This window comes from Micromonospora sp. NPDC006431 (assembly GCF_042870725.1).
Classification (GTDB): Bacteria; Actinomycetota; Actinomycetes; order Mycobacteriales; family Micromonosporaceae; genus Micromonospora.
In genome coordinates, this window is record NZ_JBIAHQ010000019.1 from 79,199 (window position 1) to 105,480 (window position 26,282).

The following is a 26,282-nucleotide window of genomic DNA, read 5'->3' on the forward strand; positions in this document are numbered from 1 at the left end:
TTTAGAGCTTTTGACCGGGCCCGCATGACGACATCCTGACGACGAATGAAGGCGGACAGCAGCGCCAAGGCTCGACGGCCAGACATCACGCCGGATCAGCCGTCCCCGGTTGGGTCGGGCCGCAGCGCCGCCCCAGACTTTCGAACGGCCTCGGCCCACCCTCCGAACCGGACAGGCAAGCCCTTTGCATCCGGCCCTCCAGGCTCACGCCGGCTGCGGTCGGCACCACGGCGACCCGGCTCGCCGCACTCGGCGACACCCTGCCCGTGCCGTGGCTGAACGTGGTCATCAGCGTCGGCGACATCGTCCTGATGACGGGCATCGCCCTGCTCGTCGCCGCCCTCATGCACCAGAGCCGACCCCGGGTCACGCCGGCGACGCTGGCCCAAGATTGATGCCGGTTCCCAACCGCCAGAGCGACGCGCGACGCCGGTTCGCGCAAAAGCACGATCACCTCTCGGTGCCGGGCGCATCTCCGCGTCTGTTGTTGGCGCCGGGTCCATGACGCCACCGAGCCCGTCCGCTCCAACCTGCGGACACTCCGGCCCTCCGGCAGACCGATCTTGGCCCGTCGGGGTGTGGCATTGTGAGTCGAATGGAGCCGGACCCAGCCGCCGGGGAGCACCGGACACTGGCGCCCCAGCCTGTGCGCGTCGGGCTGGGGGTGCTGCGCGACTACCGGCCGACGGTCGCTCGGGTGCGTGCGCTGCTACGCAACATGGTCACCTCTTTCGTGGTGCTCAGCACGACGCTGTGGCTGCTGCCGGGCGTGACGACGAGCGGCTTGGTCGCGACCCTGTGGCTGGTCGGGCTGATCGCCGCGATCGGCGCGGTGCTACGGCCGCTGCTGTTCGCCCTGGCCACCGCGCTCGGCGGGCTCGGCGCTCTGGCCATCGGCGTGTCCGTACAGGCCGTCGTCATGTACGTCGCGCTGCGGCTGGATCCGAAGGCAGACGTGGCGGGGTTCGCCGATGCCTTCGCCGCCGCCTGGCTCGCCGTGGCGCTCGCGGCAGTGGTGAACTGGCTCGCTGACGCCGGAACGGACGACGCGTTCGTCAGCGAGATGCTGTGGGTGATGGCCCGGGTGCGGCGCAGGCGGGAGCGACGCCCCACCCGGCGGCAACGACGGCGGCGAGGTGGCGCCCCGGCGGAGGCGCCCGCCCAGCAGGCAGCCGACGGCCTGCTCATCATCCAACTCGACGGGGTGGCCGCGCCGCTGGTGTGGTGGGCCATCCGCGCCGGCAACCTGCCCACGATCGGCCGGTGGCTACGCTCAGGCAGCCACCGGATGACCCGCTGGCACACCGGGCTTCCGGCAACGACGCCAGCAGCCCAGGCAGGCCTGTTGTACGGCGACACTCAGCGGGTGCCGGCCTATCGCTGGTACGAGAAGGCGACAGTGAGCGACAGCGGGGCTCGCTCCGCGGGCCGCCTGGTGGTGACCAGCCGGCCGCGCGACGCCGCCGAGATCGAGCAGCGCCTGTCCACCGGACATGGTCTGCTGCGCGACGGCGGGGTCAGCATCAGCACCGCCTTCTCCGGCGACGCCCCGACCAGCCTGCTCACGGTGAGCCGCGCGGGACTGCCCGGACGATCCACTCGGGGATACGCGGTGTTCATGGCCAGCCCGTACGGTTTCGCGCGGGCCGTGGTGCGCGGCGCCGGGCAGGTGCTTCGCGAGCTGTACGAGGCGCGGCGGCAGCGCCTGCGCGACATCCAGCCCCGGGGACGGCGCCGGGGCTCGTACCTGGCGCTGCGCCCGATGGCGAGCCTGCTCAGCGACCTGAACGTGTCGCTCATCGCCGAGCAGATGGCCGGCGGGACACCGGTCATCTTCTGCGACTTCCTGGACTACGACGAGGTGGCCCACCACGCCGGGCCGGCTCGCCCGCAGGCGATGGCGGTCCTCGAGGCGCTCGATCAGACGCTCGGCATCCTGCAGCGTCTGGCGGCTGAGGCGACGCGGCACTACCACATCGTGGTGTTGAGCGACCACGGGCAGAGCCAGGGCGCCACGTTCCGCCAACGACACGGCGAGTCGTTGACGGAGCTGGTCGCCCGCCTTGCCGCACACCCGGTCCGGGAGGTCGCGCCCGGCGGCCGGCTGGCGCCCACCGTCCCGACCCAACCCGCGACGACCGCCGAGGCCGCCGATCCCGTCGAGTCGTGGGGCCGGGTGAACACGCTGCTCACCGAGGTCGGTGGCCGGGGCGGGACGACCGGCACGGCGGCTCGGCTGGCCCTGCGGTCCCGGGCGGATGGGGGCGAGGTCAGCCTGGGGCCGGCCGACCGGGAGGAGTCGGCCATCGCTGCCGATCCGGAGGCCGTGGTGGTGGCATCGGGCAACCTGGCGATGATCTACCTGCCCCATCATCCGGGACGGCTGACCCGCGAGCGGATCGACGCCGCCGTCCCGGGGCTGATCGACGGCCTGGCCGCGCACCCCGGCATCGGGCTGGTCGTGGTCGACTCCGCCGCCGGACCGCTGGCGATCGGGAGCCGGGGCTGCCACCGGCTGCGGGACGGGCAGATCGACGGCGACGATCCCCTGGCCCCGTACGGCCCCCGGGCACGCCACGACCTGCTACGCCATCAGGCGATGGACCACGTCGGCGACGTCGTGGTGATCAGTGCCGTGGAGCCGGGCCTGGAGGAGGTCGCGGCCTTCGAGGAGTTGGTGGGGTGCCACGGCGGGCTCGGCGGCTGGCAGACCGAGGCCCTGCTCATCCATCCGGCCGGCTGGCCGCAGGAGGGCGAGCTGGTCGGCCCGGACGACGTACACCGTCAGTTGCTCGGCTGGCTGCGGCAGCTCGGCCTGCGGCGGGCCGACGAGGTCGGCACGCCGGACGGGGCGGGCAACGAGCCGGACTTCGACCGGGACCACGAGCCGGCCGCGTAGCGCGGGCGACGCGGCCTACGGATCGTCCGGCAGTCGCCGGCGCCGGCTGAGCCAACTCAGTGCCTGGGTGACCAGCACGACGAGCAGGACCGCGGCGACGACGCTCTGCCACGGCTGCGGGAAGACCGCCCGGCCGACGACCCCGATCGAGGCGTAGAGCACCGCCCACAGCAGGCTGGCCGGCGCGTTGGCGACGGCGAAACGCCGCCAGGCCAGCCCTGCCACGGCTGCGGCCAGCAGCACCGGGATCCGGCCACCGGGGATGAGCCGGGACACCAGCAGCGTCGAGACGTGGCCCTCGCGCACGCGGGCCGAGACCTGGCCGACCCGCTGCCGTCCGCGCAGGCCGGGTAGCCACCGGGCGACCCGCTCGCCGCCCCAGCCGAGCATGCCGAACGTCGCGAGGTCGCCGACGTACGCGCCGACGGCGCCGGCGATCACGACCAGGACCACGGTCACCGGCTGCTGGTGGGCGGCGAGTGCCGCGGCGCCGCTGACCGCCGCGCCGGTCGGCACCACCGGGACCACGGAGCCGAACAGCACCACCAGGATCAGCGAGCCCAGCGCGCCGAGTGTGGCCGTCACGGTGGGTCCGCACGGAACGACTCGCCCGGCCGCAGCACGCGCACCCGGGTGGCGGGCGAGACCATCTCCACCTGGCGAGCGAAGTCGTCGCCAGGCCGAGCGAACCGGTCCGGCCGGATCCGGTCGCAACCAACCGGCCAGAAGGTGCCGAAGTGGATGGGTACGGCCCACGCCGGCGCCGCGCGCCGTACCGCCTCGGCGGCCCCCGTCGGATCGAGGTGGCCGGGGCCGAGCGTCGGTCCCCAACCACCGACCGGGATCAGCGCGAGATCGAGCGGCCCTAGGTCGACCATCTCGTCGAAGAGACCGGTGTCCCCGGCGAACCAGGTTCGCGCGCGGCCTTCGATCAGGTAACCGACGGCGGCTGCCCGGTGCCGGGACCACGGACCCCGGCCGGCGTGGTGGGCGGCGGGGACGGCGGCGACGCCGACGCCGCCGATCGTGAGCCGGTCACCGACCGCGAGTTCCGCGCAGCGGCCGGCGGCCGCCGCGCCGAGCGCCCGCCGGACGAGCCGTCCGGCGCCCGCCGGCACCACCAGCGCGGTGTGCTCGGGCAGCCGGCGCAGCGACGCGAAGTCCAGGTGGTCGGCGTGCAGGTGCGACACGAGTACGGCGTCCGGGGCGGACGGTAGTCGCGGGGTGGGCCCGCGTCGACGGCGCAGATGGGCGAGCCGGTCACGCAGCAGCGGGTCGGTCAGCAGCCGGGTTCCCGAGTCCTCGATCCATACGGTGCTGTGCCCGCACCAGGTCAGCTGCACCACACCGACACCCGCACCGCCTCGGTCACGCCTGCCACCGTATCCGGCCGGGCCGCCGAGCCGCACGGAAGCCGCGGCCGCACCGAAACGCGTCGTCGCACTGATGTCTCGGACGGGTACCGGCAATGACGCGTTGTCGAGTCGGTCGACGTGGTGGTCGGCTCGTCACGTCGGGTCAGCGGGGCGGCGAGCCCGCCAGCGGTGTGCTGTCCTCGTATCGGACCTCGTAGACGCGCTCGGTGAACTTCCAGCCGTCGCCGGTGCGCTGGTAGCGGTCGTGGTAGATGGCGTAGTTCAGCCCCTGACGACCGTCGCGGGTACGCCCGAGCTCCGACATGTACGCACGGCCGGACGCGGTGTCGCCGTCAAGTGCGATCGCGCCCGGGTGCGTGTTCTGCACCAGGAAGTCCACAAAATTCGGCACCCGCTCGCCCAGGCGAGGATCTCCTCCTGCCCGAGGAGCTCGGCCGGGATGTTGGGCATCCGCAGCGCGCCGTCCGGGGTGAACAGCGATGCGAGGCGGTCGTAGTCGCGCATCATCACCGCGTCGGTGAACTCCCCGCGCAGCGCCTCGATCTCGACGCGATCCGCGATGCTCTGAAAGTCACTCATCGGTAGGGAATATCGGTCGCTCCACCGGACGTTCGAGGCTAGCGTGATCGCCATGTTCGGCACCGTCGGCTCTGTGCGGCCCGCAGGTTTCCACCTGCCGGACGCCGCCGGCGTGTGCGCATAGCTGGCTGATACCCGAGGCTGACCCTCCTCCAGCTGCGGCAGAACCACGGAGGAGGGTGGCCCGGTGCTCCGGCGCTGCCCTTCGAGGCGCGCCGTGACGTGCGGTTCTGGCGCGGTTCCGCGGAGTGGCACCCGCCCGCGTTCGTTTTCCGCCAGTTCGTCTCCAGTGTGGAGTTCATCATGGCCAAGAGCCAGTTCGTGCGCGCGAAGCCGCACCTCAACATCGGCACGATGGGTCACGTCGACCACGGCAAGACGACCCTGACGGCCGCCATCACCAAGGTCCTCGCCGACCGCGACCCCGCCGTCAACCGGTTCGTGTCCTTCGACGGCATCGACCGGGCGCCGGAGGAGGTGGCGCGCGGCATCACCATCAACATCGCGCACGTCGAGTACGAGACCGCGACCCGGCACTACGCCCACGTGGACATGCCCGGCCATGCCGACTTCGTGAAGAACATGATCACGGGAGCGGCGCAGGTCGACGGCGCGATCCTGGTCGTGTCCGCGCTCGACGGGGCGATGCCGCAGACGCGCGAGCACGTCCTGCTCGCTCGGCGGGTCGGTGTGCCCTACCTGGTGGTGGCGATGAACAAGGCCGACGCGGTCGAGGACCCAGAACTGCTCGACCTGGTCGAGCTCGAGGTCCGGGAGCTTGTGTCCGAGTACGGGTTCCCCGGCGACGAGGTGCCCGTCGTGCGGGTCTCGGCGCTGCGGGCTCTCGAGGGCGACCCGCGCTGGGTGTCGTCCGTCGTGGAACTGCTCGACGCTGTCGACCGGTACGTCCCGGTGCCGCCCCGCGAGCTCGGCGAGCCGTTCCTGATGCCGATCGAGAACGTCATGACGATCTCCGGTCGGGGGACGGTGGTGACCGGCGCGGTCGAGCGGGGCGTCCTGCGGGTCGGCGACCCGGTGGAGGTGGTCGGGCTCGGCCCGACGCTGTCCTCCGTGGCGACGGGGCTGGAGACCTTCGGCAAGTCGTTGGCGACCGCCGAGGCCGGGGACAACGCCGCCGTACTGCTGCGCGGGGTCAAGCGCGACCAGGTGCAGCGGGGTCAGGTGGTGGCGCTGCCGGGCAGTGTCACGCCGCACCAGCGGTTCCGGGCCAGGCTCTACGCGCTGACCACGGCCGAGGGCGGGCGCCACACGCCGTTTCTCGCCAACTACCGGCCGCAGTTCTACTTCCGCACCACGGACGTGGTCGGGTCGGTGGACCTCGGCGACGTGACGATGGTCCTGCCGGGCGACACCGTTGACCTGTCGGTGGAGCTGGGCAAGCCGGTCGCGATGGATGTCGGGCTCGGCTTCGCCGTCCGGGAGGGCGGCCGTACGGTCGCCGCCGGCACCGTGACCGAGTTGCTCGACTGAGGTACGTGGAAGGGCTCCTTGCCAACAAGGGGCCCTTCCGCGTACGGCCTGCCCCGGCGTACATCGTCTCCGTCGGCGACGCCGATGGACAGGAACAGGCGCGGGCAGGCGGCGCAGGTGCAGCTGGTGAGGCTGTCGCAGCAGGCGTCGACGATCGCCGCCCGGCTGCCGCGGATGGCGGTCAGGTCGGCGATCCGCATGTCGATCTCGGTGATCTCGCCGACGATGTGCCGTCGAATATCGACAGCCGGCGGCGGGCATCGGCGGCAACGGATGCCCGTCGCCTCCCGTTCCATGAACGTTTAACCAGCTGTCGATGCCTGGGTTGGGTGCGGTCCCTAGGTTGCTTAGGGCTACGAAAGAAGGGGCTCATGGACGCACTCCTCGCAATCCGGGCTCGAGGGATCACCAAGTGTTTCGGCGATGTCGTGGCGCTCGACGGCATTGATCTGGATGTGGCGCAGGGGCAGATCCACGGCCTGGTCGGGCCGAACGGCGCCGGCAAGACCACATTGCTCGGCCTCCTGCTGGGCCTGGCCGTCGCCGACAGCGGCCGCCTCGAGGTCCTGGGTACGCCGATCGCCCGGGCGCTGGCCGCTCCCGACGGTGTCGCCGGCTTCGTGGACGGTCCCGGCCTCTACCCCTCGCTCACCGCCAGGCAGAACCTCGCCGCCCTGGCCGTTCTGCGCGGCCACGACACGCGGACGACGGTGATCGACGACGTGCTCGACCAGGTCGGGCTCACCGATGTCGCCGACGACCGGGCGAGCAGCTTCTCCCTCGGCATGCGTCAGCGGCTCGGGCTCGCCGCCGCGCTGCTCACCAAGCCCCGGCTGCTCGTTCTCGACGAACCGTCCAACGGCCTCGACCCCGCCGGCAAGAAGCACGTACACGGTGTCCTCACCCGGCTCGCCGGGGGCGGAACCAGCGTCGTACTTTCGAGCCACCGCATGGACGACCTCGAGGCGCTGTGCTCCGAGGTCACCATCCTCGCCACGGGACGGGTCGTCTTCTCCGGCCCACTCGGCAAGCTGGCCGCCGAAAACCGTGAACTCAGCTACCGGTTGCGCACCTCCGATCCGGAGGCCGCCCGGCGGCTGGCCGACGACACGGCCGGAATCCGCGTTGACGACGACGCCGTGGCGCGGCCGGACGCCGAGATGCTCGTCGTCCGCGCGCTGGTGCCCGCGCTCGACGAACTGGTGGTACGGCTCGTGCAGGCGGGCATCGCGGTGCGCGAGCTCGCACCCGTGGTGTCGCCGCTCGAGGCCGCGTTCCTCGCCCTCACCGAGCAGCAGGAGGCCGGCCGATGACCGCCACCATCACCGCCGACCAAGCCACCAAGGCCCGCCGCGTCTCGGTGGCGCGCGGCTACCGCTTCGAGCTGGTCAAGCTGGTCTCGCAATGGCGGATCCGCTTGCTGCTCCTCGCCTGCTGGATCGCGCCAGCGCTCTTCGTCGCCGCGGTGAGCCAGCAGAGCTCGCTGCCCGTCGACACCCTCTTCGGTCGCTGGATGCACGCCACCGGGTGGGCCGGTCCGCTGGTGTTGCTCGGTTTCGCGGGCACCTGGGCGCTTCCGCTGCTGACCTCGGTGGTCGCCGGCGACGTGTTCGCCTCCGAGGACCGGCTCGGCACCTGGCGCCACCTGCTCGTTGCGGTCCGGTCGCCTCGACGGATCTTTGCCGCGAAGGCACTGTCCAGCCTCACCGTCATCCTGCTGCTCGTGGCCGGGCTGGCCTGTTCGAGCGCGGCCGGCGGCGTCGTGGCAGTCGGCAATGAGCCGCTGGTCGGCCTCGACGGCCACCTGCTGACGCCGGCGGACGCCGCCGGGAAGGTGCTGCTCGCCTGGGTCTGCGTGCTCGCCCCGACCCTGGCCCTCGCCGCGATCGGATTACTCGGGTCCGTCACGCTGGGGCGCTCGCCGATGGGACTGCTGCTGCCCGCGCTCGTCGCGCTCGCGATGCAGCTCGCTCAGATGCTGCCGCTCCCCGTCGCCGTACGCCTTGCCCTGCCCGGCTATGCCTTCATCGCATGGAACGGTCTGTTCACCAGCCCGACACAGCTCGGCCCGCTGCTGATCGGCATCGTGGTCAGCCTGGTGTGGACCGTGACCGCGACGGCGCTGGCGTACCTGCTCTTCCTGCGGCGCGACTTCACCAATCCGACCTACGACGGCTCGGGGCGCCGGGCGGTCACCGCCGGCGTCCTGCCGCTCGTCGGGCTGCTCGCCGCGACGGTAGGGGTCGTCGCCGCGGCGACGCCGGCCACCGGTTCCGGGATCGAGCAGGACAAGGTGCAGCGCGCGGTCGCCACGGCATTCGCCCACCTCTACCGCATGCAGACCAGGCAGCTCAATCGCCCTGACGTCACCGAAGCGCAACTGAAGGCGACGGCGACGTGCAACAAGGGCGGTGGCAAGGTCGCCGCACAGGGGCCAGGCAACGACTGGCGTTGCGTCGTCTCCTGGCATCTCCCCGACGTCGAGGCCGCCGGGACGGCCATCTACCAGCTCGACGTCACCGCAGACGGGCGGTTCGTGGCCGACGGCGACGGACCGAAGGAAGTGAACGGCTACTTCCTGGTGCGGACCCCGACCGGGGACGCACCGAACCCGCTCTGGCAGTTCGACGGCAATGTCGAACTGCTCCCCACCACGAAGGGATAAGTCAATGCAGGTAACACGCCGCCGCCGGCGTGTCGGGAAGGACGGCTCAGGCCTTCTCGGTCGACGCATCGGCCGCCGGATCCCCCTCGTGACGGCAGGCACCACCGCTGTCGTCGTCGCCGCCGGCACCGGCATCGGTTTCGCCCAGACGCACCGGTTCGGCACCGACCAGGTCGGCCAGACCACCGACCAGGGCCTGGTGGTATCCGCCGACCAGTACATCAACCCGATCGGCGAGCGCCTCGTCATCAACAACGGCAAGATCATGTCGTCCACGGTCAGCCCGGACGGCACCCACCTCGCGGCCGCGGTCACCGACGGCGGGATGGCGCTGGCCGTCGTGGACCTGAAGAACTGGAAGGTGCAGCAGCTCGTCGGCAACAACGCGGCGGCGGATCTGCGGATCAGCGGCAACGACGTGGGCCAGGAAGGCCCCACGTACTCCCCCGACGGATCGCAGCTGTGGCTGGGCCAGGCCGACGGCTACCGCAAGTTCACCGTGAACCCGGACGGCACCCTCGCCAACCCGACGTTCATCCGGATCCCGCAGGACGGGCCCCGGCGCGCGCTGGCGAGCGAGGCGGTGTTCTCTCCCGACGGCTCCACCGTGTACTCCGCTGTCAACGGCCAGAACCGCGTGGTCGCCATCAACGCGGCAACCGGGGTCATCGAGCAGAGCTGGGCCGTGGGCAACGCCCCGCGTGACATGATCGAGGTCGGCGGCAAGCTCTACGTCAGCAACGAGGGCGGGCGGAAGGCGTTGCCCGGCGAGCCCACGATCAACTCGTACAACACGCCGGTGCTGGCCGACCAGGTCACCGCCGCCACCCTCAGCGGCACGGTCAGCGTCATCGATCTGGCGAACCCGACCGCCGCCCCGTCGAGCATCGACGTCGGTCTGCACCCGACCGCCCTGTACGCCAAGAACGGGGCGCTGTTCGTCACCAACACCGCCACCAACGACGTGTCGGTCATCGACACCGCGAGCAACCAGGTCGTCCAGACCATCGCCACCCAGCCGTGGCCGGAGGCGACCGTGGGCTATGAGCCCAACGCGGTGACGCTCACGGATGACGGTCACCTGCTGGTGACGCTCGGCCGCGCCAACGCGGTCGCCGTCTACCGGTACACGACCCCGCTGGAACCGGTCAGCTACGTCGGCCTGCTCCCGACGGACTACTTCCCCGCAGAGATCATCACCTTCGGCAAGGACGTGCTGGTCTCCAACACCCGTGGTATCGACGCCCGCCGCCCCACCAACAACGCCGGGCACGGCACCCACGACACGACGTCGAGCCTGACGCGGTTCACGCTGCCCGGCGACGATGTCATCAAGTCCGAGACCGGCAAGGTGTTCAGCCAGAACGGTTGGCACGGCGGCTCGGTCACGCTGACCGAGGGCAAGGGCAAGAAGCCGGTGCCGGTCCCGTTGCGCCTCGGCGACCCGTCAACGATCAAGCACGTCTTCCTGATCGTCAAGGAGAACCGAACCTACGACCAGGTCTTCGGTGACGACCCGCGGGGCAACGGCGACCCGTCGCTGGCCCAGTTCGGCGAGAACGTGACGCCGAACCAGCACGCGATGGCTCGCCAGTTCGGGCTGTACGACAACACGTACGACGTCGGCACGAACTCGGCCGAGGGCCACAACTGGCTGATGCAGGCCGACAACCCGGAGTACACCGAGTCCTCGGCCGGTGAGTACATCCGCAGCTACGACACGGAGGACGACGCTCTCGGCCACCAGCGGACCGGCTTCCTCTGGACCGGTGCCCAGGCGGCCGGGAAGACTGTGCGGAACTTCGGCGAGTTCCACCAGTTCCTGACCAAGCCGCCCGGCTCGAGTTGGCAGAACCTCTACTGCGACACCAGGAACATGGCCGCGACCGGGCAGGACACCGCCTACCGCATGGTCTCCTCGTCGCCGATCCCGTCGCTCAACAACGTGTCGGTGCCCGGCTTCCCGAAGTACGACCTGGGCGTCCCGGACATCTACCGGTACGAGATCTGGAAGCGTGACTTCGAGAAGAACGGGCCGGCGAACCTCAACATGTTCTGGCTCTCCAGCGACCACACCGGTGGCCCGCCGAACGCGGCCGCCCAGGTCGCGGACAACGACCTCGCGGTCGGCAAGATCGTCGACAAGATCTCGCACAGCCCGTACTGGAAGGAGTCGGCGATCTTCGTGGTCGAGGACGACTCGCAGGCCGGCCTCGACCACGTCGACGGCCACCGTGCCCCGATCCAGATCATCAGCCCCTGGGCCCGGCACGGCGTCGTCGACACCCACTACTACACGCAGATCACGATGATCCGGACCATCGAGCAGATCCTCGGGATCCACCCGATGAACCAGAAGGACAGCGCGGCCAGCCCGATGCGGGGGGCGTTCACCCAGAACGAGGACTTCACGCCGTTCACCGCGGTGCCCAACCGGACCTCGCTGACCGCGGGTCTGGCGACCCCGCCTGCCTGCGGCGTGGACACCCCGGTCCAGCAGAACCCCCTCGCCGCGGCCGCGCCGTCGGCGACCGTGCCGGCGGACAAGCAGCAGGTGGCGGCGCAGTGGGACGAGTGGAAGTCGCACCAGCGGCTGACCGGGCCCGACGCCAAGCCCGACTTCGCGAACCCCGCGCAGATGAACCACTTCACGTGGTACCAGGCGCACGACTGGAAGAAGCCCTACCCCGGCGAGGACAGGATTTTCGCGCCGGAGGACGTGCCGGGCGCCTACATCCCGTCGTCGGAGTCCGACGGCTGAGGTAAGGCTGATCGCGTCAAGAGGCCCCTGGCCGGCGTCACCAAGCCGCAGGCCAGGGGCCCATTCTGTCCCTGTAGACCAGAGCTCGGAGCTTTCGAGCGCGCCCCGGGGTGGTGCCAGCACCACCAGCGATGCGGGAGCCAGCACCGCTGATCCGGCGGCCGGGACGGCGCAGAGTCTGTTGCATCCGGTTCGCCACATCACGGACGGCACGGCCGGCGGTGGCGGGTCGTAGGTCCCGGCCGACCGGGCGCGGTGGGTGAGCGCCGGACGCCCTGGGTCAAGACCCGCCGATGCGAGAAGGCAGGGGAAGCGAACATGCCAACGACCGTCGACACCTCATCAACCCCGCCCGTAACCGGCACGCCGGCCGGGCAACCGGCCGGTCGCAGCCGCACGCAGCGGCAACTGCGCTGGGCGGTACCGCTGCTGCTGGTCGCGGTCGCGTTTGTCGCGTACGCGCTGCCGCCGTACCTGACGCTGGACCCGAGCCGGTCCCGGCTGCCGGTCCCGGAGGACTACCCGCAGTACTACCCGCTGCTGGTGGCGCACATCGTGTTCGGCTCCGTGGCCCTGCTCGCCGGCTGCTTCCAGGTCTGGCCATGGTTCCGCCGCCGCTACCCGGCCGCGCACCGCTGGATGGGCCGGGCGTACTTCTTCGGTGGGGTCTTCCCGGCGGGGATCGCGATCCTGGGCGTCGCACCGTTCAGCACCACCGGCTTCGTCTCACAGGTCGGCAACACCATGCTGGCAGTGCTCTGGCTCGCCACCTCGGTCGCCGGCTATCGGATGGCGCGGCAACGCCGGTTCGTCGAGCACCGTCGGTGGATGATCCGCAGCTTCGCGCTGACCACGTCGATCGTGGTCAACCGGGCGTGGGTGGTGCTCTTCATCGTCCTGCTGCTGCCCCACGTCGACACGACGTACGACGGCGACCAGGACGCGATGATCCGGGCCGCGGCCGGCGCCAGTGTCTGGATGAGCTGGGTGGTCAACCTGCTCGTCGCCGAGTGGTGGCTGGAACGCGGCGACGCCCGCCGCCGGGCCCGCCGCACCGGCCGAGCCGCCGGCCACCGCCAGGACGCGGCCTGACGAACACGCCATCGCTACTCGCTACGTCTGCTTCGCTGGCGCCGAGCGCCCCACGCACGGCGTGGACGTCACCGCTGAGCCGTTGCAGCGGGGTATCGCCTCGCTGGCTGCGCACGCTGAGTACACCAGGGGCTTGGGCGTGGCCGGCCCCGAACCCGGGCCGTTCCTCACCTGGGCGGCCCGCCAGGGCGGGCCGGCGCTGGGCGTGGAGGCGGCGGTCCTGTTCGACGTGCACGCCCTCACCTTCGAGGGCCCACCACCCTGGCTCTGAGGCGTGCCAGCACAGGGGTCCTTGATGGATCCGCCGTCGCCGTGCGGTCAGGCCGGGGCGGACGCCGCCAGCAGCGCGCGCAGCTCGCGGACCGCTGCCCGCCCGGCGCGGTTCGCCCCGACCGTGCTCGCGGACGGCCCGTAGCCGACCAGGTGGATCCGAGGGTCGGCGACCACCCGGGTGCCGTCCACGACGATGCCGCCGCGGGGCCCCCGCAGCCGCAGCGGGGCCAGGTGGTCGAGCGCCGGCCGGAAGCCGGTGCACCAGAGGATGACGTCCACGTCCTGCGCCGCGCCGTCGCGCCACTGGACGCCGTCGGGGACGATCCGGTCGAACATCGGCCGACGGCGGAGGAGACCGCGTTGCCGGGCTTCGCGCAGCTGCGGTGTCCACGACAGCTCGGTCGCGCTGGCGATGCTTCCCGGGGGCAGGCCGGCCCGTACCCGTGCCTCCACCTTGGCGACCACCTCGCGTCCGTAGTCCGGCGTGAACGGCCCGTCCCGGAACACCGGTGGCCGGCGGGTGACCCAGGTCGTCGTCGCCGCGACGTCGGCGATCTCGACCAGGAGCTGCACGGCCGACGCTCCGCCCCCGACGACCACCACCCGCTTCCCGGCGAATTCCGCCGGCCCCCGGTAGTGGGCAGTGTGCAGCTGCCGCCCGCGGAACGTTTCCTGTCCCGGGTAGTACGGCACGAACGGCCGGGTCCAGGTTCCGGTGGCGTTGATCAGTGCCCGGGTGATCCAGTTGCCGTTGTCCGATTCGACGAGGAGTCGTCCGTCGCGGGCGTTCCGGACGGCCGTGACGGCGACCGGCCGCTGCACGTCGATGCCGTATTCCCGCTCAAAGGCGGCGAAGTAGGCCGGCACCGCGTCGGCGGCTGGTTCGTCCGGCGGCGGAGGCGTGAAGCGCATGCCGGGCAGGTCGAAGATCCCGTGCACGGTCGCCATGCGCAGCGTCGGCCACCGGTGCTGCCAGGCCCCGCCCGGTGCCGGGTTGCCGTCCAGGACGGCGAAGTCAAGACCGGCGAAGCGCAGGTGGTACGCACTGGACAGCCCCGCCTGTCCGGCCCCGACAACCACCACATCCGTCTCCGGCATGTGCCGGACAACGCCCGAGGCTCACCCGGCCCTTCCCGTGGGCGATGGATGTCACACCGCCGCGATCGCCGGGCACGACGAGGTGGTGTCACCGGCGACGCGGCGTGATCAGACCCGACTCGTACGCCCACACGACCAGCTGGGCACGGTCGCGGCAGTGCAGCTTCGTCATCGCCCGGTTGACGTGTGTCTTGGCGGTCAACGGGCTGATCACCATGCGCTCGGCGATCTCGTCGTTGCTCAGCCCCCGGGCGACGAGCTCGACGATCTCCTGCTCGCGGGCGGTCAGCACGTCGCGTCCGGCCGCCGGGTCGGCCGGCGGTGGGCCGGCGACGAACTCGCTGATGAGCGTACGCGTGATCGCCGGGGCGAGCAGCGCGTCGCCGCGCGCCACGACGGCGACGGCCTGCAGCAGGTCGGCGGGGTCGGCGTCCTTGAGGAGGAATCCGCTGGCGCCCGCGCGGAGTGCGGCGAAGACGTGGGAGTCGAGCCCGTAGTTGGTGAGGATGAGGACGCGGACCGCGGCGAGGTCGGGATCGACGGCGATGCGCCGGGTGGCTTCGATGCCGTCGAGTCCCGGCATCTGCACGTCCATCAGCACGACATCCGGCCGCAGGCGTCGCGACAGCTCGACGGCCGAAGCGCCGTCGGCGGCCTCGCCGACGACCGCCAGGTCGTCCTCGGCGTCGAGCAACGCCCGAAATCCGGCCCGCATCAGCGCCTGGTCGTCGGCGAGCAGCACCCGGATCATGCCGGCTCCTCCCCGCGGTCGGAGCCGCCACGATCCGTGGCGGACTGAGCTGCTTGAACCTCGCGCAAGCGCTCGCTCATGCTGGACCGTCCAGCGGGAACGTGGCCTGCACCCCGAACCCGCCGCCGTCGCGGGCGGCGGTGTGCAGCGTGCCGCCCAGTCCGGTGACCCGTTCCCGCATGCCGCGCAGGCCCACACCGGGTGTCACCGGCCGGACCGGCGAGGCCTGGCCGTCGTCGGTCACGGAGACGGTCAGCTGTGCCGGTGCGTACTCGACGTGGATCTGCGCGGTGGCGGTGCCGGCGTGGCGGGCGACGTTGGTCAGGGCCTCCTGGACGACGCGATAGCCGGCCTGGTCGACCTCGGCGGGCAGGTCCCGGGGGTGACCGGTGACGGTCATCTGCACCGGGACGCCGGCCGCCCGGGTCCGCTCGGCGAGCTCGCCCACCCGGGCCAGCCCGACCCGGTCCCCGTCGGAGGGTGAACGCAGGACGTCCAGCGTCGCCCGCAGTTCCCGCATCGCGGCGCCGCTGGCCTCCTGGATCGCCAGCAGCGCGGCCGACGGTTCCGCGCCGTGCTTGCGGGCCAGATGTATGGCGATCCCGGCCTGCACCTTGATCACAGAGATGCTGTGGGTCAGCGAGTCGTGCAGGTCCCGGGCGATACGCAGGCGCTCCTCCCCGGCGCGGCGCAGCGCCATCTCCTCGCGGGTGCGTTCGGCCTCGACCGCCCGCTGCTCGACCTGCTCCAGGTACGCCCGGCGCTGCCGCGAGACGAGCCCGGCGACGTTGGCCGCCACGAACCAGCCCAGCAGCAGGGCGGTCCGCTCGGCGATCAGCTGGCCGGGGCGGCCGGCGGGCGCGACCGAGACGTCGCGGGCCAGGAAGCCGCCGAGGAAGACGAGGCTGGCCAGGGCGGTGGTCGATCGGTGCCCCCGCCAGGCGGCGACGTAGACCGCGCCGAGGACGGGAAACGCGGCGGACACCCCGGGGTGCACCCGGACGTGGAGGGCCAGCATGGCGGCGGTCACCACGCTCAACGCCACCACCGGGTACCGCCGGCACGCCGCCAGGGCCGCCGCCATGACCAGGACCAGGGCGACGTCGATCGCCCGCACCGGTGCGGCGTCCGGCGCGAGCGCGGCGTTGCCGAGCAGGAGGATGCCGAGAGCGAGGCCGCTGAGGGCGTACGGCAGATCGCGGCGCATGACCGCACTGTAGAACGGCCGTCACCAGGGAGCATCCCGCGCCTGCGGTAGATGCGGCGTACTGCGGACGCGGTATCGGCGCCCGGGCAAGTGCCTGCGGCGGCACGACGCGCTCCCGGCCCGCCGCCGCAAGCATCAAGTCCATGACATACCGCTTCTTCACCCCCGCTCCAGCTAGCGCTGCGACCGGTCTCACCGCGGACGTCTACCGGCAGCTGCGGGACGAGTTCCTCGGGCCGGCGCCCACCTTCCAGGCGCTCTCGGCGGTGCCGGAGGTGCTGGCCGCGACCTGGGCGCTGATGCGCGAGGCCCTGCTCGCCGGCGACGCGTCCCGGGTCGACCGCGAACTCGTCGCGTCGGCGGTGTCCCGGGCCAACCGCTGCCGATTCTGCGTCGACGCCCACGTGATGCTGTTGCACGCGCTGGGCGAGCACGAACTGGCCGAGGTCATCGCCCGGGGCGGAACGCCACCGGAACCGCGGCAGGCCGCGCTCGTCGGCTGGGCCGAGGCCAGCCGCAGCCCCAGAGCCGGTGGGTGGACCAGCCCGTACTGCCCTGAGGTCACCGGCACCCTGCTCGCCTTCCACTTCATCAACCGGATCGTCTCGGCGCTGCTCGACCCGGATCTGCTGCCCGCTGGCCTGCAGCGTTCCCGCGTGGTGCGGTCAGCCGGGGGCCGGCTCTACGCCAGGACGGCCCGGGAGCCGAAAGTGCCCGGCCGTAGCCTGCCGCTCCTCGGCGCCGGCCCGACATCGCCACCGGCGTGGGCAGGGGACAGCCCGGCCGGCGTCGCGTACGTGTCGTTGCGGAACGCCGCCATGCAGGGCGGAGACCTGCTGGGCGGCGTGGCGCGCCGGACCGTCACCGCCACGGTGAGCTGGGAGGACGGCCGGCACCCGGCCCGGCCCGCGGAGTGGGCCACCGATCTGGTCCGGGACGTGCCCGGCACGGACCGCGTCGGGACGCGGATCGCCCTGCTGGCGGCGTTCGCGCCCAGCGCGATCCGCTCGGGCGATGTCGCCCTCTGGCGGCTGTCCCATCCGGACGACGCCGACCTCGTACGGCTGGTCGCCTACGGCGCGATCACGGCCACCGACCACGTCGCCCGGGCACTGTCCCCGGCTCAGCTCTAGGAGGCCACCCATGCGCAAGGCCTTGGTCGTCGTCAGCGCCCTGTTGCTCGTCGCGTTCGCCCTGCAGTTCGTCTTCGCCGCCGTCGGCGCGTTCACCAAACCCGCGGGCGACGGCGCGTATGCGCTGCACAGCTTCACCGGGATGGCGGTCATCCCCGTCCTCACCCTGCTCACCATCCTGTTCGCCGTACTGACGAAGGCGCCGGGCCGGCTCGTCGGACTGGCCGTCCTGCCGCTCGGCCTCGTCGTCCTGCAGGCGCTCCTCGCCATGCTCGCGAACGCCTTCACCGACGCCGCGGGCGCCAGCACGCCGTTCGGCCTGGCCATCGCCGGGCTGCACGCGGTCAACGGAATCGTCGCGGTGCACGTCGTGGTCGGTGTCCACCGGGCAGCGCGCAAGCTGGCCGGCCCGGCGCCGGCCGGCGTCACCCGCGTGGCCGTCCGGGAAGGGGAGCCGGCATGACCGTCGGGTCGCTACTCGCGGCCGACCTGGTGATCGCGGTCCTCGCGGCCGCCGGGTGGCTGGCCGGCGGCGGCACGTCGGCCGCCCGGCGCCGCCGGCTCGCACTGGCGCTGGCCGCCGTCGCGCTGCTCGCCACGGTCGCCCGCGCGATCACGATCACCGCGCTCGCCCGCGCCGGCTGGTGGTTCGCGGCGGAGAAGGTCCTCATCGCCGCCCCACTGTCGCTCGCGGCGGTGGTCGTCGCCGGGCCGCGGCTGCTGCGGGCCCCGGGCGACATCCGGTCCGTCGCGGTCCCGCTCCTCTTCGCCGGGTACGCCGACAGCGGCGCCCTGCTCGTGACGGTCCTGCACGGCTATCCCGCGTCAGCAGGCGCGGGCCTGCTCGCGGTCGCCGGGGTCGTCGCGGCGACCGCGGTCACGTGGCGCGTCCTCGGCGCGCGCCCGTCGCAGACGGTGTCCAGGGCGGCCGTGGCGGTGGCGGTCGCGGCGCTGGTGACCGGAACCGGGCTGGCCGCCGCACCGGGAGCTGCTCCCGCCGTACCACATGATCACCAACATGGAGATGCGCGGACCGTGGGCGAACCGACCAGGCGGTTCACCCTGACGGCCAGGACCGCCACGGTGAGCGTGAGCGGCCGTGACGTCGCGGCGTGGACGTTCAACGGGCAGGTCCCCGGGCCGGAGTTGGCCGCCACCGTCGGCGATATCCTGGAGGTGACGCTCCGCAACCGAGACATCGCGCGGGGCGTCACGCTGCACTGGCACGGCTACGACGTGCCGAACAGCCAGGACGGGGTGCCCGGCGTGACGCAGGCGGCGGTGCTGCCCGGACAGGAGTTCGCCTACCGATTCCGCGCCGACCAGGCCGGGACGTACTGGTACCACACGCACTCGGTGTCCGACGTCGGCGTGCGGATGGGGCTCTACGGGGTCCTGGTGGTGCGCCCGGTGCCGGCGACCGGCGTCGACGTCACGGTGCCGGTGCACACCCTCTCCGGCCTTCCGCTGCCCGCACCGCGAACGGAACCGGTCGAGGCGGGGACGCCCGTACGGCTGCGGCTGATCAACACCGACAGCACGGCGCACCACTACGCCCTGGCCGGAACCCCGTTTCGGGTCGCCGCGATCGACGGATCCGACCTGCAGGGCCCGACCCCGCTCGTGGACACCGCCGTGCTGATCCCGGCCGGAGGACGGTACGACCTGGTGTTCACCGCGCCCGCCACGCCGGTGGCGCTGTTCGTCGACGGACGGGCGGTCTACTCGACCGGGCCGGTGTCCGCGGCGACCGGCGCGTGGCCGGTGCTGGATCCGCTCACCTACGGCGCCGGTTCCCCGGTGCCGTGGTCCCGGTTCGACAAGGAGTTCACCCTGGTCCTCGACCGCGGCCTCGACCTGCACGGACTACTTCCGCGGTACGCCCACACCGTCAACGGCGCGGCCGGTCCGGACATCCCGCCCCAGGTCGTACGCCCCGGCGACATCGTCAAGTTCACGATCGTGAACCGGTCACTGGTGGTGCACCCGTGGCATCTGCACGGCCATCACGTCCTGGTGCTGTCCCGCAACGGAGAGCCGGCGACCGGGAGTCCCCTGTGGCTGGACTCGTTCGACGTACGGCCCGGCGACGTCTGGGAGGTGGCGTTCCCAGCCGACAACCCCGGAATGTGGGCCAACCACTGCCACAACCTGGCACACGCCGACGCCGGAATGACGCTGCACCTGATGTACGGGTGAAGGTGAGCCGGCTGGCACTCCGGTCAGCCCTCGAAGGTCTGCTTGGCCACCAAGATGGCGGACATGGCCTGCGGCCACCCGGTGTAGAACGCCAGGTGGGTGATGGCCTCGACGATCTCGGCCTGCGTGAGGCCGTTCTGCTTGCCGAGGTTGAGGTGGAACGGCAACTGTTCGCCGTTGCCACCCGCGACCAGGGCCGCGATGGTGATCAGGCTGCGGTCGCGGGGCGCGAGGTCGGCGCGTTCCCAGACGTCGGCGAAGAGCACGTCGTCGGTGAGCGAGACGAGCTTGGGCGCGAAGTCTCCGAGCATCTTCCGAGCGGGGCTCTGCTGAGTGGTCTCGGACATGTCCGTACTCCTCCTGTTGGTCGGTGGGTGAGGCGGCGGCCGCGGGACGGCGCGGCCGCCGGCTGGTGGTCACGCGGGCTGCCGGCAGCCCAATGGATGCAGCGGCTTGTCGCTGCCACGGTGGCCACCCTCTCCGGGGCGGCGCAGGTCGTCACGGGTTGAGGAGGACCTTGATGGCGCGACGCTCGTCCATGGCCTGGTACCCCTCGGCGGCCTGCTCAAGGGGCAGGGTGAGGTCGAAGACCTTGCCGGGATCGATCTCCCGGTTCCAGATCAGGGCGATCAGCTCGGGCAGGAACCGGCGTACCGGGGCGGGGCCGCCGTGCAGGTGCACGTGGGAGAAGAACAGCTCGTCGCCGGGCAGCTGGACGTCGTGGGCCACTCCGACGTACCCGACGTGACCGCCGGCACGGGTGGAACGGATGGCCTGCATCATCGACTCCTGCGTGCCGACCGCCTCGATGACCGAGTGCGCCCCGAGCCCGTCGGTCAGTTCCTTGATCCGCGCCACGCCCTCATCGCCGCGCTCGGTGACGACATGGGTCGCGCCGTAGTGTGCCGCGAGCCGCTGGCGAGGCTCGTGCCGGCTCATCGCGATGATGCGTTCCGCGCCGAAGTGCTTGGCCGCCAGCACGGCGAGCAGACCGACAGCCCCGTCGCCGACCACTGCGACGGTCCTGCCCGGGCCGACCTCTGCGGCGACGGCGCCGAACCAGCCCGTGCCGAGCACGTCGGAGGCGGCGAGGAGGCCCGGAATCAGGTCGTCCGAGGGAGTGTCGGGCGTGGCGACCAGGGTGCCGTCCGCCAGCGGGACACGCAGGTACTCGGCCTGGGCGCCGAGTCCGCCCACCGGCTCTCGGTGGATGCATGAACTCTGGTAGCCGGCCCGGCAGATCGGACAGGTGTTGTCGGAGGCGAAGAAGGAGCCGACCACGAACTGGCCCGGCTTGATGTTCTTGACCTCGCTGCCGACCTCCTGGACGACGCCGACGTACTCGTGCCCCATCGGCGACGGCCCCTTCGACACTTCAACGCCCCGATACGGCCACAGGTCCGAACCGCAGACACAGGTCGCGGACAGCCGAATGATCGCGTCGGTCGGGAGCAGGATCCGGGGATCCTCCCGCGTTTCCACCCGGACGTCGCCGGGGGCGTGCATGACGACACCACGCATAGGTTCTTCCTCCCAAAGGACCGGCCGCGACCCGACCTGCCAGCTTCCGCGTCCTACCCGAGCAGGCCGCGATGATGCCGGGAGCCGGGCGTACGACCCCGCCGAGGACGACGACAGTCACTCCCCCTGGGCGCGGCCGGTGGTTGCGTTCATCGCCACCCAGCAAACCCCGGCAGCGCCCGCTCAGGGAGTTTCTCCTGGAAGGTGTACTGACAGGGCACCCCGCCGGCCAGCCGTGACACGTACGGTCGAGACGTGGACAACCGCTCAGAGGTCCGCGAGTTCCTCGTCTCGCGACGCGCCAAGATCAGCCCGGAGCAGGCCGGTCTGCCCGCCGGCCCCAACCGGCGGGTTCCGGGACTACGCCGCAGCGAAGTCGCGTCGCTGGCCGGGGTGAGCATCGAGTACTACTCGAAGCTCGAACGGGGCTCGCTCGCCGGAGTATCGCCTGGTGTGCTGAACGCCATCGCACGGGCGCTCCAGCTCGACGACGCGGAGCGGGCCCACCTGCTCGACCTCGCCCGAGCCGCGGACGGCAGCAGTGCCCTCATGCGGCCCCGGCGCCGGCCGGCACGGCAGTGGTCCCCACGCCCCAGCCTGCAATGGGCCCTCGACGCCGTCACCCAAGGTCCCGCGTTCGTCCGTAACGGCCGCATGGACCTGCTCGCCGCGAACCGGCTCGCCCGCGCGTTCTACGTCGACGTGTACGGCGATCCGCAACGGCCCGCCAACCTCGCACGGTTCACCTTCCTCGACGAGAAAGCGCACCGCTTCTACCCGGATTGGAACGTCGCCGCCGACATCTGCGTCGCCATCCTGCGCACCGAAGCCGGCCGCGACCCGCACGACAAGGATCTTCACGACCTCGTGGGCGAACTCTCCACCTGCAGCGACGAGTTCCGGAAGCGCTGGGGAGCCCACAACGTCCGGCACCACGGCACCGGCGCCAAGTATTTCCGCCATCCCATCGTCGGGGACCTGACCCTCGCCTACGAAGGGTTGGAGATGGTCGCCGAGCCCGGCCTCACTCTCACCATCTTCACCGCGGAGCCCGGCTCCCCATCCGAGGACGCGCTGCGCCTGCTCGCGTCCTGGGCCGCCTCACAGCAAGCGGACGCCGGCGCACAAACCGCTTTCACGGAGTGATGTTCTGGCGCGGTTGCCCGGCCCGCCCGTACCGGGGCGATCTTGCCTCGCCGCGAGAACTCGCGGATTTGTCCATAGTCCGTCCGCTACCGATTCGTCATCGACACCACCACCCTCGGCTGAGCCGAGGTCCCCAGACCGGCTCCGCCCGGCCAACCCGGCCAACACCGAGCCGGTTGCAGCTCCGTCGGTGGCAGAACCGTGGTCGTGAGGTCCCCGGTCCACCGGTCTTCTTGATTGGCGGACCGGGCACCGGAGACCTCGCGGCGTCAACAGGGCGACAACGCCCAGTTGCACCCACGCCGCTCGCAGGTGACAGACGCCAGGGCGTGTTCTTCACCGGACCGGACCGCAGATCCGGACCGGCGAGAACGATGGCCCGGGCGGCGCTTTGGGCCGCCATACGGGGTTCGCGTCCACCGTCAGGAGGGGTGCTTGCCAGGCTGCCGCCAGCGCCTGTATCAGTACGTACTCGCTGCGGACGCGGCTCAGGTTCTTTCCGGCGAGAAAGTCGATCAACTGTGCGTCGACCATCCCCTGGCCAAGCAACTCCACGTGAAGGGACGGCAACTCGACCACCGGGATCCTGGTGTACAGACCCGGTGGCGCCTCGGCAGCGCTGACCGTGGGCAGGAAGGCGATCACCCGGACGCCCGGAATTGGGCACATGGTCTGGAAGCGGTAGAAGGGCCCGTCTTCCAGCAGCGAGCGGATGAACGGCTCATCCGGGTGGTCGCCGGTTGCGGAGCCCACGCTCGCCAGTGTGTACATGGCCCGTAGCAGCCAGCCGGTGGCCACGCCGTAGCCGGAGTCGGCGGTCGGTGGCGGGTAGTACGCGCGGCCGGTGCGGACCAGCGGGCTGAGCATCACCAGCGCCGCCACTGGTGGCTTCGGGTTTCGTAGGTAGGTGCGGGCCACCATCGCGCCTTCGCTCTCCCCGACCAGGGCGATCGGCCGACCGGTGCGCCGGTGTACCGCCTCGACCTGCGCGGCGAGCAACTGCGCGCTGGACTCCAAGGACCGGTGGGTGGCGGTCGAGCGGTATGCCAGCGGACGGCCACCCGAGTCCAGGCCGTCATACGAGAAACGCTCCACGTTCGGATCCGCGGCGGGCCGGCCGTCGTACGCGGAATTGTGTCCGGCCAGCAGGATCACCGCGTGGGGCACCCGCTGGGGTAGCCGCCGGTTGAAGATCGGTGGCGAGAAGCTGGTCGTCTCGGGGTGGCGCTGGGTGAGCGCCTGCGCCACCGGCGGGATGGCCAGCACCAGCACCACGACGATCGGTACCACCGGCACCTGCCGCAATCGCACGTGGGAGGGCAGCACGGCCGCCCGCACGGTCCTGTTCCACAGCAGGCCGTTGACCATCCCGACGGCCACGGCGACGATCGGCGTCCACGTCTCGGCGGCGCTCCACACCAGGCCACCGGCCACGGTGATGACCACGAAGTTCAGCGACGACCAGCCGAACAGTTCCATCGTCGGCAGGCCACGCCACCAGCCCGCACCCACCGACATCCGCTGCAGGAACGGGGCCAATATCACCATGGGGATCAGCGAGACGAACAGAACCCAGGACAGGGACACCACCGACGCGGCCACCGCGAGCGCAGCGAACGGCGCGACGATGGCGGCCGTCAACGCCGCCACGCCGAGATTGCGCAGCAGCAGGGTCCGCCGTAATGGCCGGCGCTTCCCGGCCGGCCAGGACAGGCCGACCAGCACCGCGGACAGCGCCCCGCGCAGCACGATCGCCCCCACCAGGCCGAGCCCGAACACCCACCAGGAATTGTGGTAGACCAGCAGCCAGCGCATATCGTGGTAGGAGTCGTACGGCCAGACCGCCGAACTCTGCCCGATCAATCCCTCCGCCTGCCGGAACCCGATCAACACGAGCACGAGGGACTCGGCCAGCGGAAAGATGGCGGCGACCCCGAGCAGTGCCAACCAGCGCCAACGGCTCGGCACTCCTCCTCCTTCGGGTGAGGCTCTGCGCCGACTCTCCCACGCTCATGTCGTGCAGGAGAGCGTTCCGACCGAACCCGTTGCCCCACTGGCTGCGCCCCGGCGGGCGCGCATGGCGGCGGACGGTTCGACGGCGACCACGTACCGGTCGCCGGGCTCGTTGGGGGGGCGGCGGTCACGAGTGTCCTGCGGTGTGCAGGTCAGGCTGGGTACGCCTGGGTTTCGGTGGCCTTGACCGCGGCCCACACCTGCTGGCCCGGCGTGAGCCGCAGGTGGGCGGCGGCGGCCGGGGTGACGTCGGCGGCGGCCGTGATCGGTCCGGCGAGTTGGACGCGAAGGTTGTCGCCGTGGCGCTGGATCCCGGTGATCGTGGCCGGCCAGGTGTTGCGGGCGCTGCCGTCGGGCCGCTGGGGGTGCAGCGCGACGGCCGCGGGCGGGAAGACCACGAAGGCGTCGCCGTCGAGCCGGTCGGCACAGGCGAGCGTGAACCCGTCGGCGAGGTGGACGGTGTGGCCGTCGGCCCGTCCGCGGTACAGGTTGAGCCCGACCAGGCGGGCGACGTAGTCGGTGCGGGGCCGGGCGGTGACCGCGGCGGCGTCGCCCTCCTGCACGACCCGGCCGTCCTCGACGATGACCAGCCGGTCGGCAAGCACGAGCGCGTCGAGCGGGTCGTGGGTGACCAGCAGCGTCGCTCCGGGGTGGGCGGTGAGGTGGCGGTGCAGCTCGGCGCGGGTGTCCAGGCGGGTACGGGCGTCGAGCGCGGCGAGGGGCTCGTCGAGCAGCAGCAGGGTCGGGTCGACGGCGAGGGCGCGGGCGAGCGCAACCCGTTGCGCCTGCCCACCGGACAGCTGCCGGGGTTTGCGGCGGCCGTGGTCGGCAAGCCCGACCCGGGCCAGCCACGACTCGGCCCGGGCACGCGCCGCACGGCGGTCCAAGCCGCGTCGGCGGAGTCCGAACGCGACGTTGTCCACGGCGGTCAGGTGCGGGAAGAGCAGGTAGTCCTGGAACACCACGCCGATCGGGCGGTCCTCGGGCGGCGTCCACACCCGGCGCTCGGGGCGGTCCAGGTCGCCGCCGGAGAGCGCCAGGTGGCCGTCGGTGAGCGGTTGCAGGCCGGCGAGGGCGCGCAGGGCGGTCGTCTTGCCCGCGCCGTTGGGGCCGAGCAGCGCCACGACCTCCCCGGCGGCGATGCGCAGCGCGACCTCGAGGCGGAACGTGCCCCGGTCGACGACCAGGTGCGCGTCGAGCATCGGGCCGTCGACCGGCGCCCGGGCCGCCGTGACGGGTTCGGGAACGGTGGTCATGTGCTGCTGATCCAGCGGTCGCGCAGCCCGGCGAGGATGGCCACGGAGACGGTGAGCAGGATGAGGCTGAGCACGATGGCGGCGTCCAGGTCGGTCTCCAGGGCCAGGTACACGGCCAGTGGCATGGTCTGCGTGGTGCCGGGATAGTTGCCGGCGAAGGTGATGGTCGCACCGAATTCACCCAGTGCGCGGGCCCAGCAGAGCACGGCCCCGGCGGCGATCCCGGGCGCGACCAGCGGCAGCGTCACGTGGGTGAACGTCGTCCACCGGCCGGCGCCGAGCGTCGCGGCGGCCTCCTCGTACCGGCGGTCGGCCCCGCGCAGCGCGCCCTCGACGGCGATGATCAGGAACGGCATCGCCACGAATGCCTCGGCCAGCACAACGCCGGTCGTGGTGAACGGCAGCGTGATGCCGAACGTGCTGTCGAGCCAGCCGCCGAATAGGCCGCGGCGGCCGAAGACCAGCAGCAGCGCCACTCCACCGACGACCGGCGGCAGCACCAGCGGGACGGTGACCAGCGCACGGACCAGCCGTCGGCCGGGGAAATCGACCCGGGCGAGGAGCCACGCGAGCGGGATGCCGAGGGCGAGGCACAGCAGCGTCGCCAGGGTGGCGCACTGCAGGGACAGCCGCAGGGCCGTGAGCACGCCGGGTGTGGCCAGTCGCTGCGGCAGCGTTGCCCACGGCGCCCGGATCAGCAGCCCAGCAAGCGGGAGCACAAGGAACATCAGCCCGAGTACGGCGGGCAGCAGCAGTGCGGCGGGCACCTGCCGGCCCGGGGTGCCGCGGCGGGACGGCGTGCTCTCGGGCCGGCCCGCCACG

At 71.9% G+C, this 26,282-nt stretch carries 23 protein-coding genes; 12 read left to right on the top strand and 11 right to left on the bottom strand.

Features of this window, described 5'->3' with window-relative positions:
- The first annotated feature begins 188 nt into the window (after positions 1–188).
- Positions 189–395 carry a DUF5317 family protein gene (locus ACFYM6_RS27005; protein ID WP_387280033.1) on the top strand — a complete coding sequence of 69 codons (207 nt, stop codon included), beginning with the start codon at positions 189–191 and terminating at the stop codon, positions 393–395.
- A 200-nt stretch (positions 396–595) separates the two neighbouring features.
- Entirely contained in the window at positions 596–2,899 is a 2,304-nt protein-coding gene (locus tag ACFYM6_RS27010) for an alkaline phosphatase family protein (RefSeq protein ID WP_387279924.1), read from the top strand.
- 15 nt (positions 2,900–2,914) lie between these two features.
- Here the strand turns inward: ACFYM6_RS27010 and ACFYM6_RS27015 are convergent, their stop codons facing one another.
- The 3 genes from ACFYM6_RS27015 to ACFYM6_RS27025 all read right to left on the bottom strand — a co-directional run bounded on the left by ACFYM6_RS27015 (position 2,915) and on the right by ACFYM6_RS27025 (position 4,666).
- Positions 2,915–3,484 carry a DedA family protein gene (locus tag ACFYM6_RS27015; protein WP_387279926.1) on the bottom strand — a complete coding sequence of 190 codons (570 nt, stop codon included), beginning with the start codon at positions 3,482–3,484 and terminating at the stop codon, positions 2,915–2,917.
- Positions 3,481–4,245 carry an MBL fold metallo-hydrolase gene (locus tag ACFYM6_RS27020; RefSeq protein WP_387279928.1) on the bottom strand — a complete coding sequence of 255 codons (765 nt, stop codon included), beginning with the start codon at positions 4,243–4,245 and terminating at the stop codon, positions 3,481–3,483. The genes ACFYM6_RS27015 and ACFYM6_RS27020 overlap by 4 nt, the downstream gene beginning before the upstream one ends.
- 172 nt (positions 4,246–4,417) lie before the next feature.
- The gene (locus ACFYM6_RS27025; RefSeq protein ID WP_387279930.1) at positions 4,418–4,666 is read right to left on the bottom strand and encodes a nuclear transport factor 2 family protein; all 249 of its coding nucleotides are present in this window, start codon (positions 4,664–4,666) and stop codon (positions 4,418–4,420) included.
- Between the two features lie 491 nt (positions 4,667–5,157).
- On the opposite strand from ACFYM6_RS27025, the gene tuf reads away from it, so the two are divergent.
- The 6 genes from tuf to ACFYM6_RS27055 all read left to right on the top strand — a co-directional run bounded on the left by tuf (position 5,158) and on the right by ACFYM6_RS27055 (position 13,134).
- Entirely contained in the window at positions 5,158–6,345 is a 1,188-nt protein-coding gene (gene tuf, locus ACFYM6_RS27030) for an elongation factor Tu (RefSeq protein ID WP_387279932.1), read from the top strand.
- 5 nt (positions 6,346–6,350) lie between these two features.
- Positions 6,351–7,658 (top strand): ABC transporter ATP-binding protein, encoded by a 1,308-nt coding sequence (locus ACFYM6_RS27035; protein ID WP_387279934.1) that lies wholly within the window; start codon positions 6,351–6,353, stop codon positions 7,656–7,658.
- Complete coding sequence (locus ACFYM6_RS27040; protein ID WP_387279936.1) at positions 7,655–9,010, top strand: ABC transporter permease; 1,356 nt, start codon at positions 7,655–7,657, stop codon at positions 9,008–9,010. Before ACFYM6_RS27035 ends, ACFYM6_RS27040 begins: the two co-directional genes overlap by 4 nt.
- A gap of 88 nt (positions 9,011–9,098) precedes the next feature.
- The gene (locus ACFYM6_RS27045) at positions 9,099–11,771 is read left to right on the top strand and encodes a bifunctional YncE family protein/alkaline phosphatase family protein (protein ID WP_387279938.1); all 2,673 of its coding nucleotides are present in this window, start codon (positions 9,099–9,101) and stop codon (positions 11,769–11,771) included.
- A 318-nt stretch (positions 11,772–12,089) separates the two neighbouring features.
- Entirely contained in the window at positions 12,090–12,863 is a 774-nt protein-coding gene (locus ACFYM6_RS27050; protein WP_387279940.1) for a DUF2306 domain-containing protein, read from the top strand.
- 61 nt (positions 12,864–12,924) lie between these two features.
- Complete coding sequence (locus ACFYM6_RS27055) at positions 12,925–13,134, top strand: hypothetical protein (RefSeq protein WP_387279942.1); 210 nt, start codon at positions 12,925–12,927, stop codon at positions 13,132–13,134.
- A gap of 47 nt (positions 13,135–13,181) precedes the next feature.
- Here ACFYM6_RS27055 and ACFYM6_RS27060 read toward each other — a convergent pair whose 3' ends face one another.
- The 3 genes from ACFYM6_RS27060 to ACFYM6_RS27070 all read right to left on the bottom strand — a co-directional run bounded on the left by ACFYM6_RS27060 (position 13,182) and on the right by ACFYM6_RS27070 (position 16,192).
- Positions 13,182–14,234: an FAD-dependent oxidoreductase gene (locus tag ACFYM6_RS27060; RefSeq protein WP_387279944.1), complete on the bottom strand. Its 1,053-nt coding sequence runs from the start codon at positions 14,232–14,234 to the stop codon at positions 13,182–13,184.
- A gap of 88 nt (positions 14,235–14,322) precedes the next feature.
- Entirely contained in the window at positions 14,323–14,985 is a 663-nt protein-coding gene (locus ACFYM6_RS27065; protein ID WP_387279946.1) for a response regulator, read from the bottom strand.
- A 76-nt stretch (positions 14,986–15,061) separates the two neighbouring features.
- A complete protein-coding gene (locus tag ACFYM6_RS27070; RefSeq protein ID WP_387279948.1) occupies positions 15,062–16,192 on the bottom strand; it encodes a sensor histidine kinase in 1,131 nt (376 codons plus the stop codon).
- 143 nt (positions 16,193–16,335) lie between these two features.
- On the opposite strand from ACFYM6_RS27070, the gene ACFYM6_RS27075 reads away from it, so the two are divergent.
- From ACFYM6_RS27075 to ACFYM6_RS27085, 3 genes are read left to right on the top strand one after another with little or no spacing between them, the layout of a single operon-like run.
- Positions 16,336–17,325 carry a carboxymuconolactone decarboxylase family protein gene (locus tag ACFYM6_RS27075; protein ID WP_387279950.1) on the top strand — a complete coding sequence of 330 codons (990 nt, stop codon included), beginning with the start codon at positions 16,336–16,338 and terminating at the stop codon, positions 17,323–17,325.
- Positions 17,326–17,335: 10 nt separating this feature from the next.
- A complete protein-coding gene (locus tag ACFYM6_RS27080) occupies positions 17,336–17,788 on the top strand; it encodes a DUF6220 domain-containing protein (protein ID WP_387279952.1) in 453 nt (150 codons plus the stop codon).
- Positions 17,785–19,524, top strand: a complete 1,740-nt coding sequence (locus ACFYM6_RS27085; protein WP_387279954.1) for a multicopper oxidase family protein — start codon at positions 17,785–17,787, stop codon at positions 19,522–19,524. The genes ACFYM6_RS27080 and ACFYM6_RS27085 overlap by 4 nt, the downstream gene beginning before the upstream one ends.
- Before the next feature lie 23 nt (positions 19,525–19,547).
- Here the strand turns inward: ACFYM6_RS27085 and ACFYM6_RS27090 are convergent, their stop codons facing one another.
- Entirely contained in the window at positions 19,548–19,871 is a 324-nt protein-coding gene (locus ACFYM6_RS27090) for a carboxymuconolactone decarboxylase family protein (protein WP_387279955.1), read from the bottom strand.
- 151 nt (positions 19,872–20,022) lie between these two features.
- Positions 20,023–21,045 carry a zinc-dependent alcohol dehydrogenase family protein gene (locus tag ACFYM6_RS27095; RefSeq protein ID WP_387279957.1) on the bottom strand — a complete coding sequence of 341 codons (1,023 nt, stop codon included), beginning with the start codon at positions 21,043–21,045 and terminating at the stop codon, positions 20,023–20,025.
- Positions 21,046–21,300: 255 nt separating this feature from the next.
- Here ACFYM6_RS27095 and ACFYM6_RS27100 point away from each other — a divergent pair, with 255 nt between their 5' ends.
- On the top strand, positions 21,301–22,191 hold the full coding sequence (locus ACFYM6_RS27100; RefSeq protein ID WP_387279959.1) for a helix-turn-helix transcriptional regulator: 891 nt from the start codon (positions 21,301–21,303) through the stop codon (positions 22,189–22,191).
- A gap of 336 nt (positions 22,192–22,527) precedes the next feature.
- Here the strand turns inward: ACFYM6_RS27100 and ACFYM6_RS27105 are convergent, their stop codons facing one another.
- The 3 genes from ACFYM6_RS27105 to ACFYM6_RS27115 form a co-directional block, all read right to left on the bottom strand.
- Positions 22,528–24,159, bottom strand: coding sequence for an esterase/lipase family protein (locus tag ACFYM6_RS27105; protein ID WP_387279961.1), 1,632 nt, complete (start codon positions 24,157–24,159; stop codon positions 22,528–22,530).
- 197 nt (positions 24,160–24,356) lie between these two features.
- Positions 24,357–25,460, bottom strand: coding sequence for an ABC transporter ATP-binding protein (locus tag ACFYM6_RS27110; RefSeq protein ID WP_387279963.1), 1,104 nt, complete (start codon positions 25,458–25,460; stop codon positions 24,357–24,359).
- Positions 25,457–26,281: an ABC transporter permease gene (locus tag ACFYM6_RS27115; RefSeq protein WP_387280035.1), complete on the bottom strand. Its 825-nt coding sequence runs from the start codon at positions 26,279–26,281 to the stop codon at positions 25,457–25,459. Before ACFYM6_RS27115 ends, ACFYM6_RS27110 begins: the two co-directional genes overlap by 4 nt.
- Position 26,282 lies beyond the last annotated feature (1 nt).

What these genes read in the sequence shown, in the direction of transcription:
- ACFYM6_RS27090 (WP_387279955.1), bottom strand. Translation starts at nt 19,871, where the DNA reads ATGTCCGAGACCACTCAGCAGAGCCCCGCTCGGAAGATGCTCGGAGAC.
- ACFYM6_RS27085 (WP_387279954.1), top strand. Translation starts at nt 17,785, where the DNA reads ATGACCGTCGGGTCGCTACTCGCGGCCGACCTGGTGATCGCGGTCCTC.
- ACFYM6_RS27095 (WP_387279957.1), bottom strand. Translation starts at nt 21,045, where the DNA reads ATGCGTGGTGTCGTCATGCACGCCCCCGGCGACGTCCGGGTGGAAACG.
- ACFYM6_RS27040 (WP_387279936.1), top strand. Translation starts at nt 7,655, where the DNA reads ATGACCGCCACCATCACCGCCGACCAAGCCACCAAGGCCCGCCGCGTC.
- ACFYM6_RS27010 (WP_387279924.1), top strand. Translation starts at nt 596, where the DNA reads ATGGAGCCGGACCCAGCCGCCGGGGAGCACCGGACACTGGCGCCCCAG.
- ACFYM6_RS27075 (WP_387279950.1), top strand. Translation starts at nt 16,336, where the DNA reads ATGACATACCGCTTCTTCACCCCCGCTCCAGCTAGCGCTGCGACCGGT.
- tuf (WP_387279932.1), top strand. Translation starts at nt 5,158, where the DNA reads ATGGCCAAGAGCCAGTTCGTGCGCGCGAAGCCGCACCTCAACATCGGC.
- ACFYM6_RS27070 (WP_387279948.1), bottom strand. Translation starts at nt 16,192, where the DNA reads ATGCGCCGCGATCTGCCGTACGCCCTCAGCGGCCTCGCTCTCGGCATC.
- ACFYM6_RS27050 (WP_387279940.1), top strand. Translation starts at nt 12,090, where the DNA reads ATGCCAACGACCGTCGACACCTCATCAACCCCGCCCGTAACCGGCACG.
- ACFYM6_RS27110 (WP_387279963.1), bottom strand. Translation starts at nt 25,460, where the DNA reads ATGACCACCGTTCCCGAACCCGTCACGGCGGCCCGGGCGCCGGTCGAC.
- ACFYM6_RS27060 (WP_387279944.1), bottom strand. Translation starts at nt 14,234, where the DNA reads ATGCCGGAGACGGATGTGGTGGTTGTCGGGGCCGGACAGGCGGGGCTG.
- ACFYM6_RS27080 (WP_387279952.1), top strand. Translation starts at nt 17,336, where the DNA reads ATGCGCAAGGCCTTGGTCGTCGTCAGCGCCCTGTTGCTCGTCGCGTTC.
- ACFYM6_RS27065 (WP_387279946.1), bottom strand. Translation starts at nt 14,985, where the DNA reads ATGATCCGGGTGCTGCTCGCCGACGACCAGGCGCTGATGCGGGCCGGA.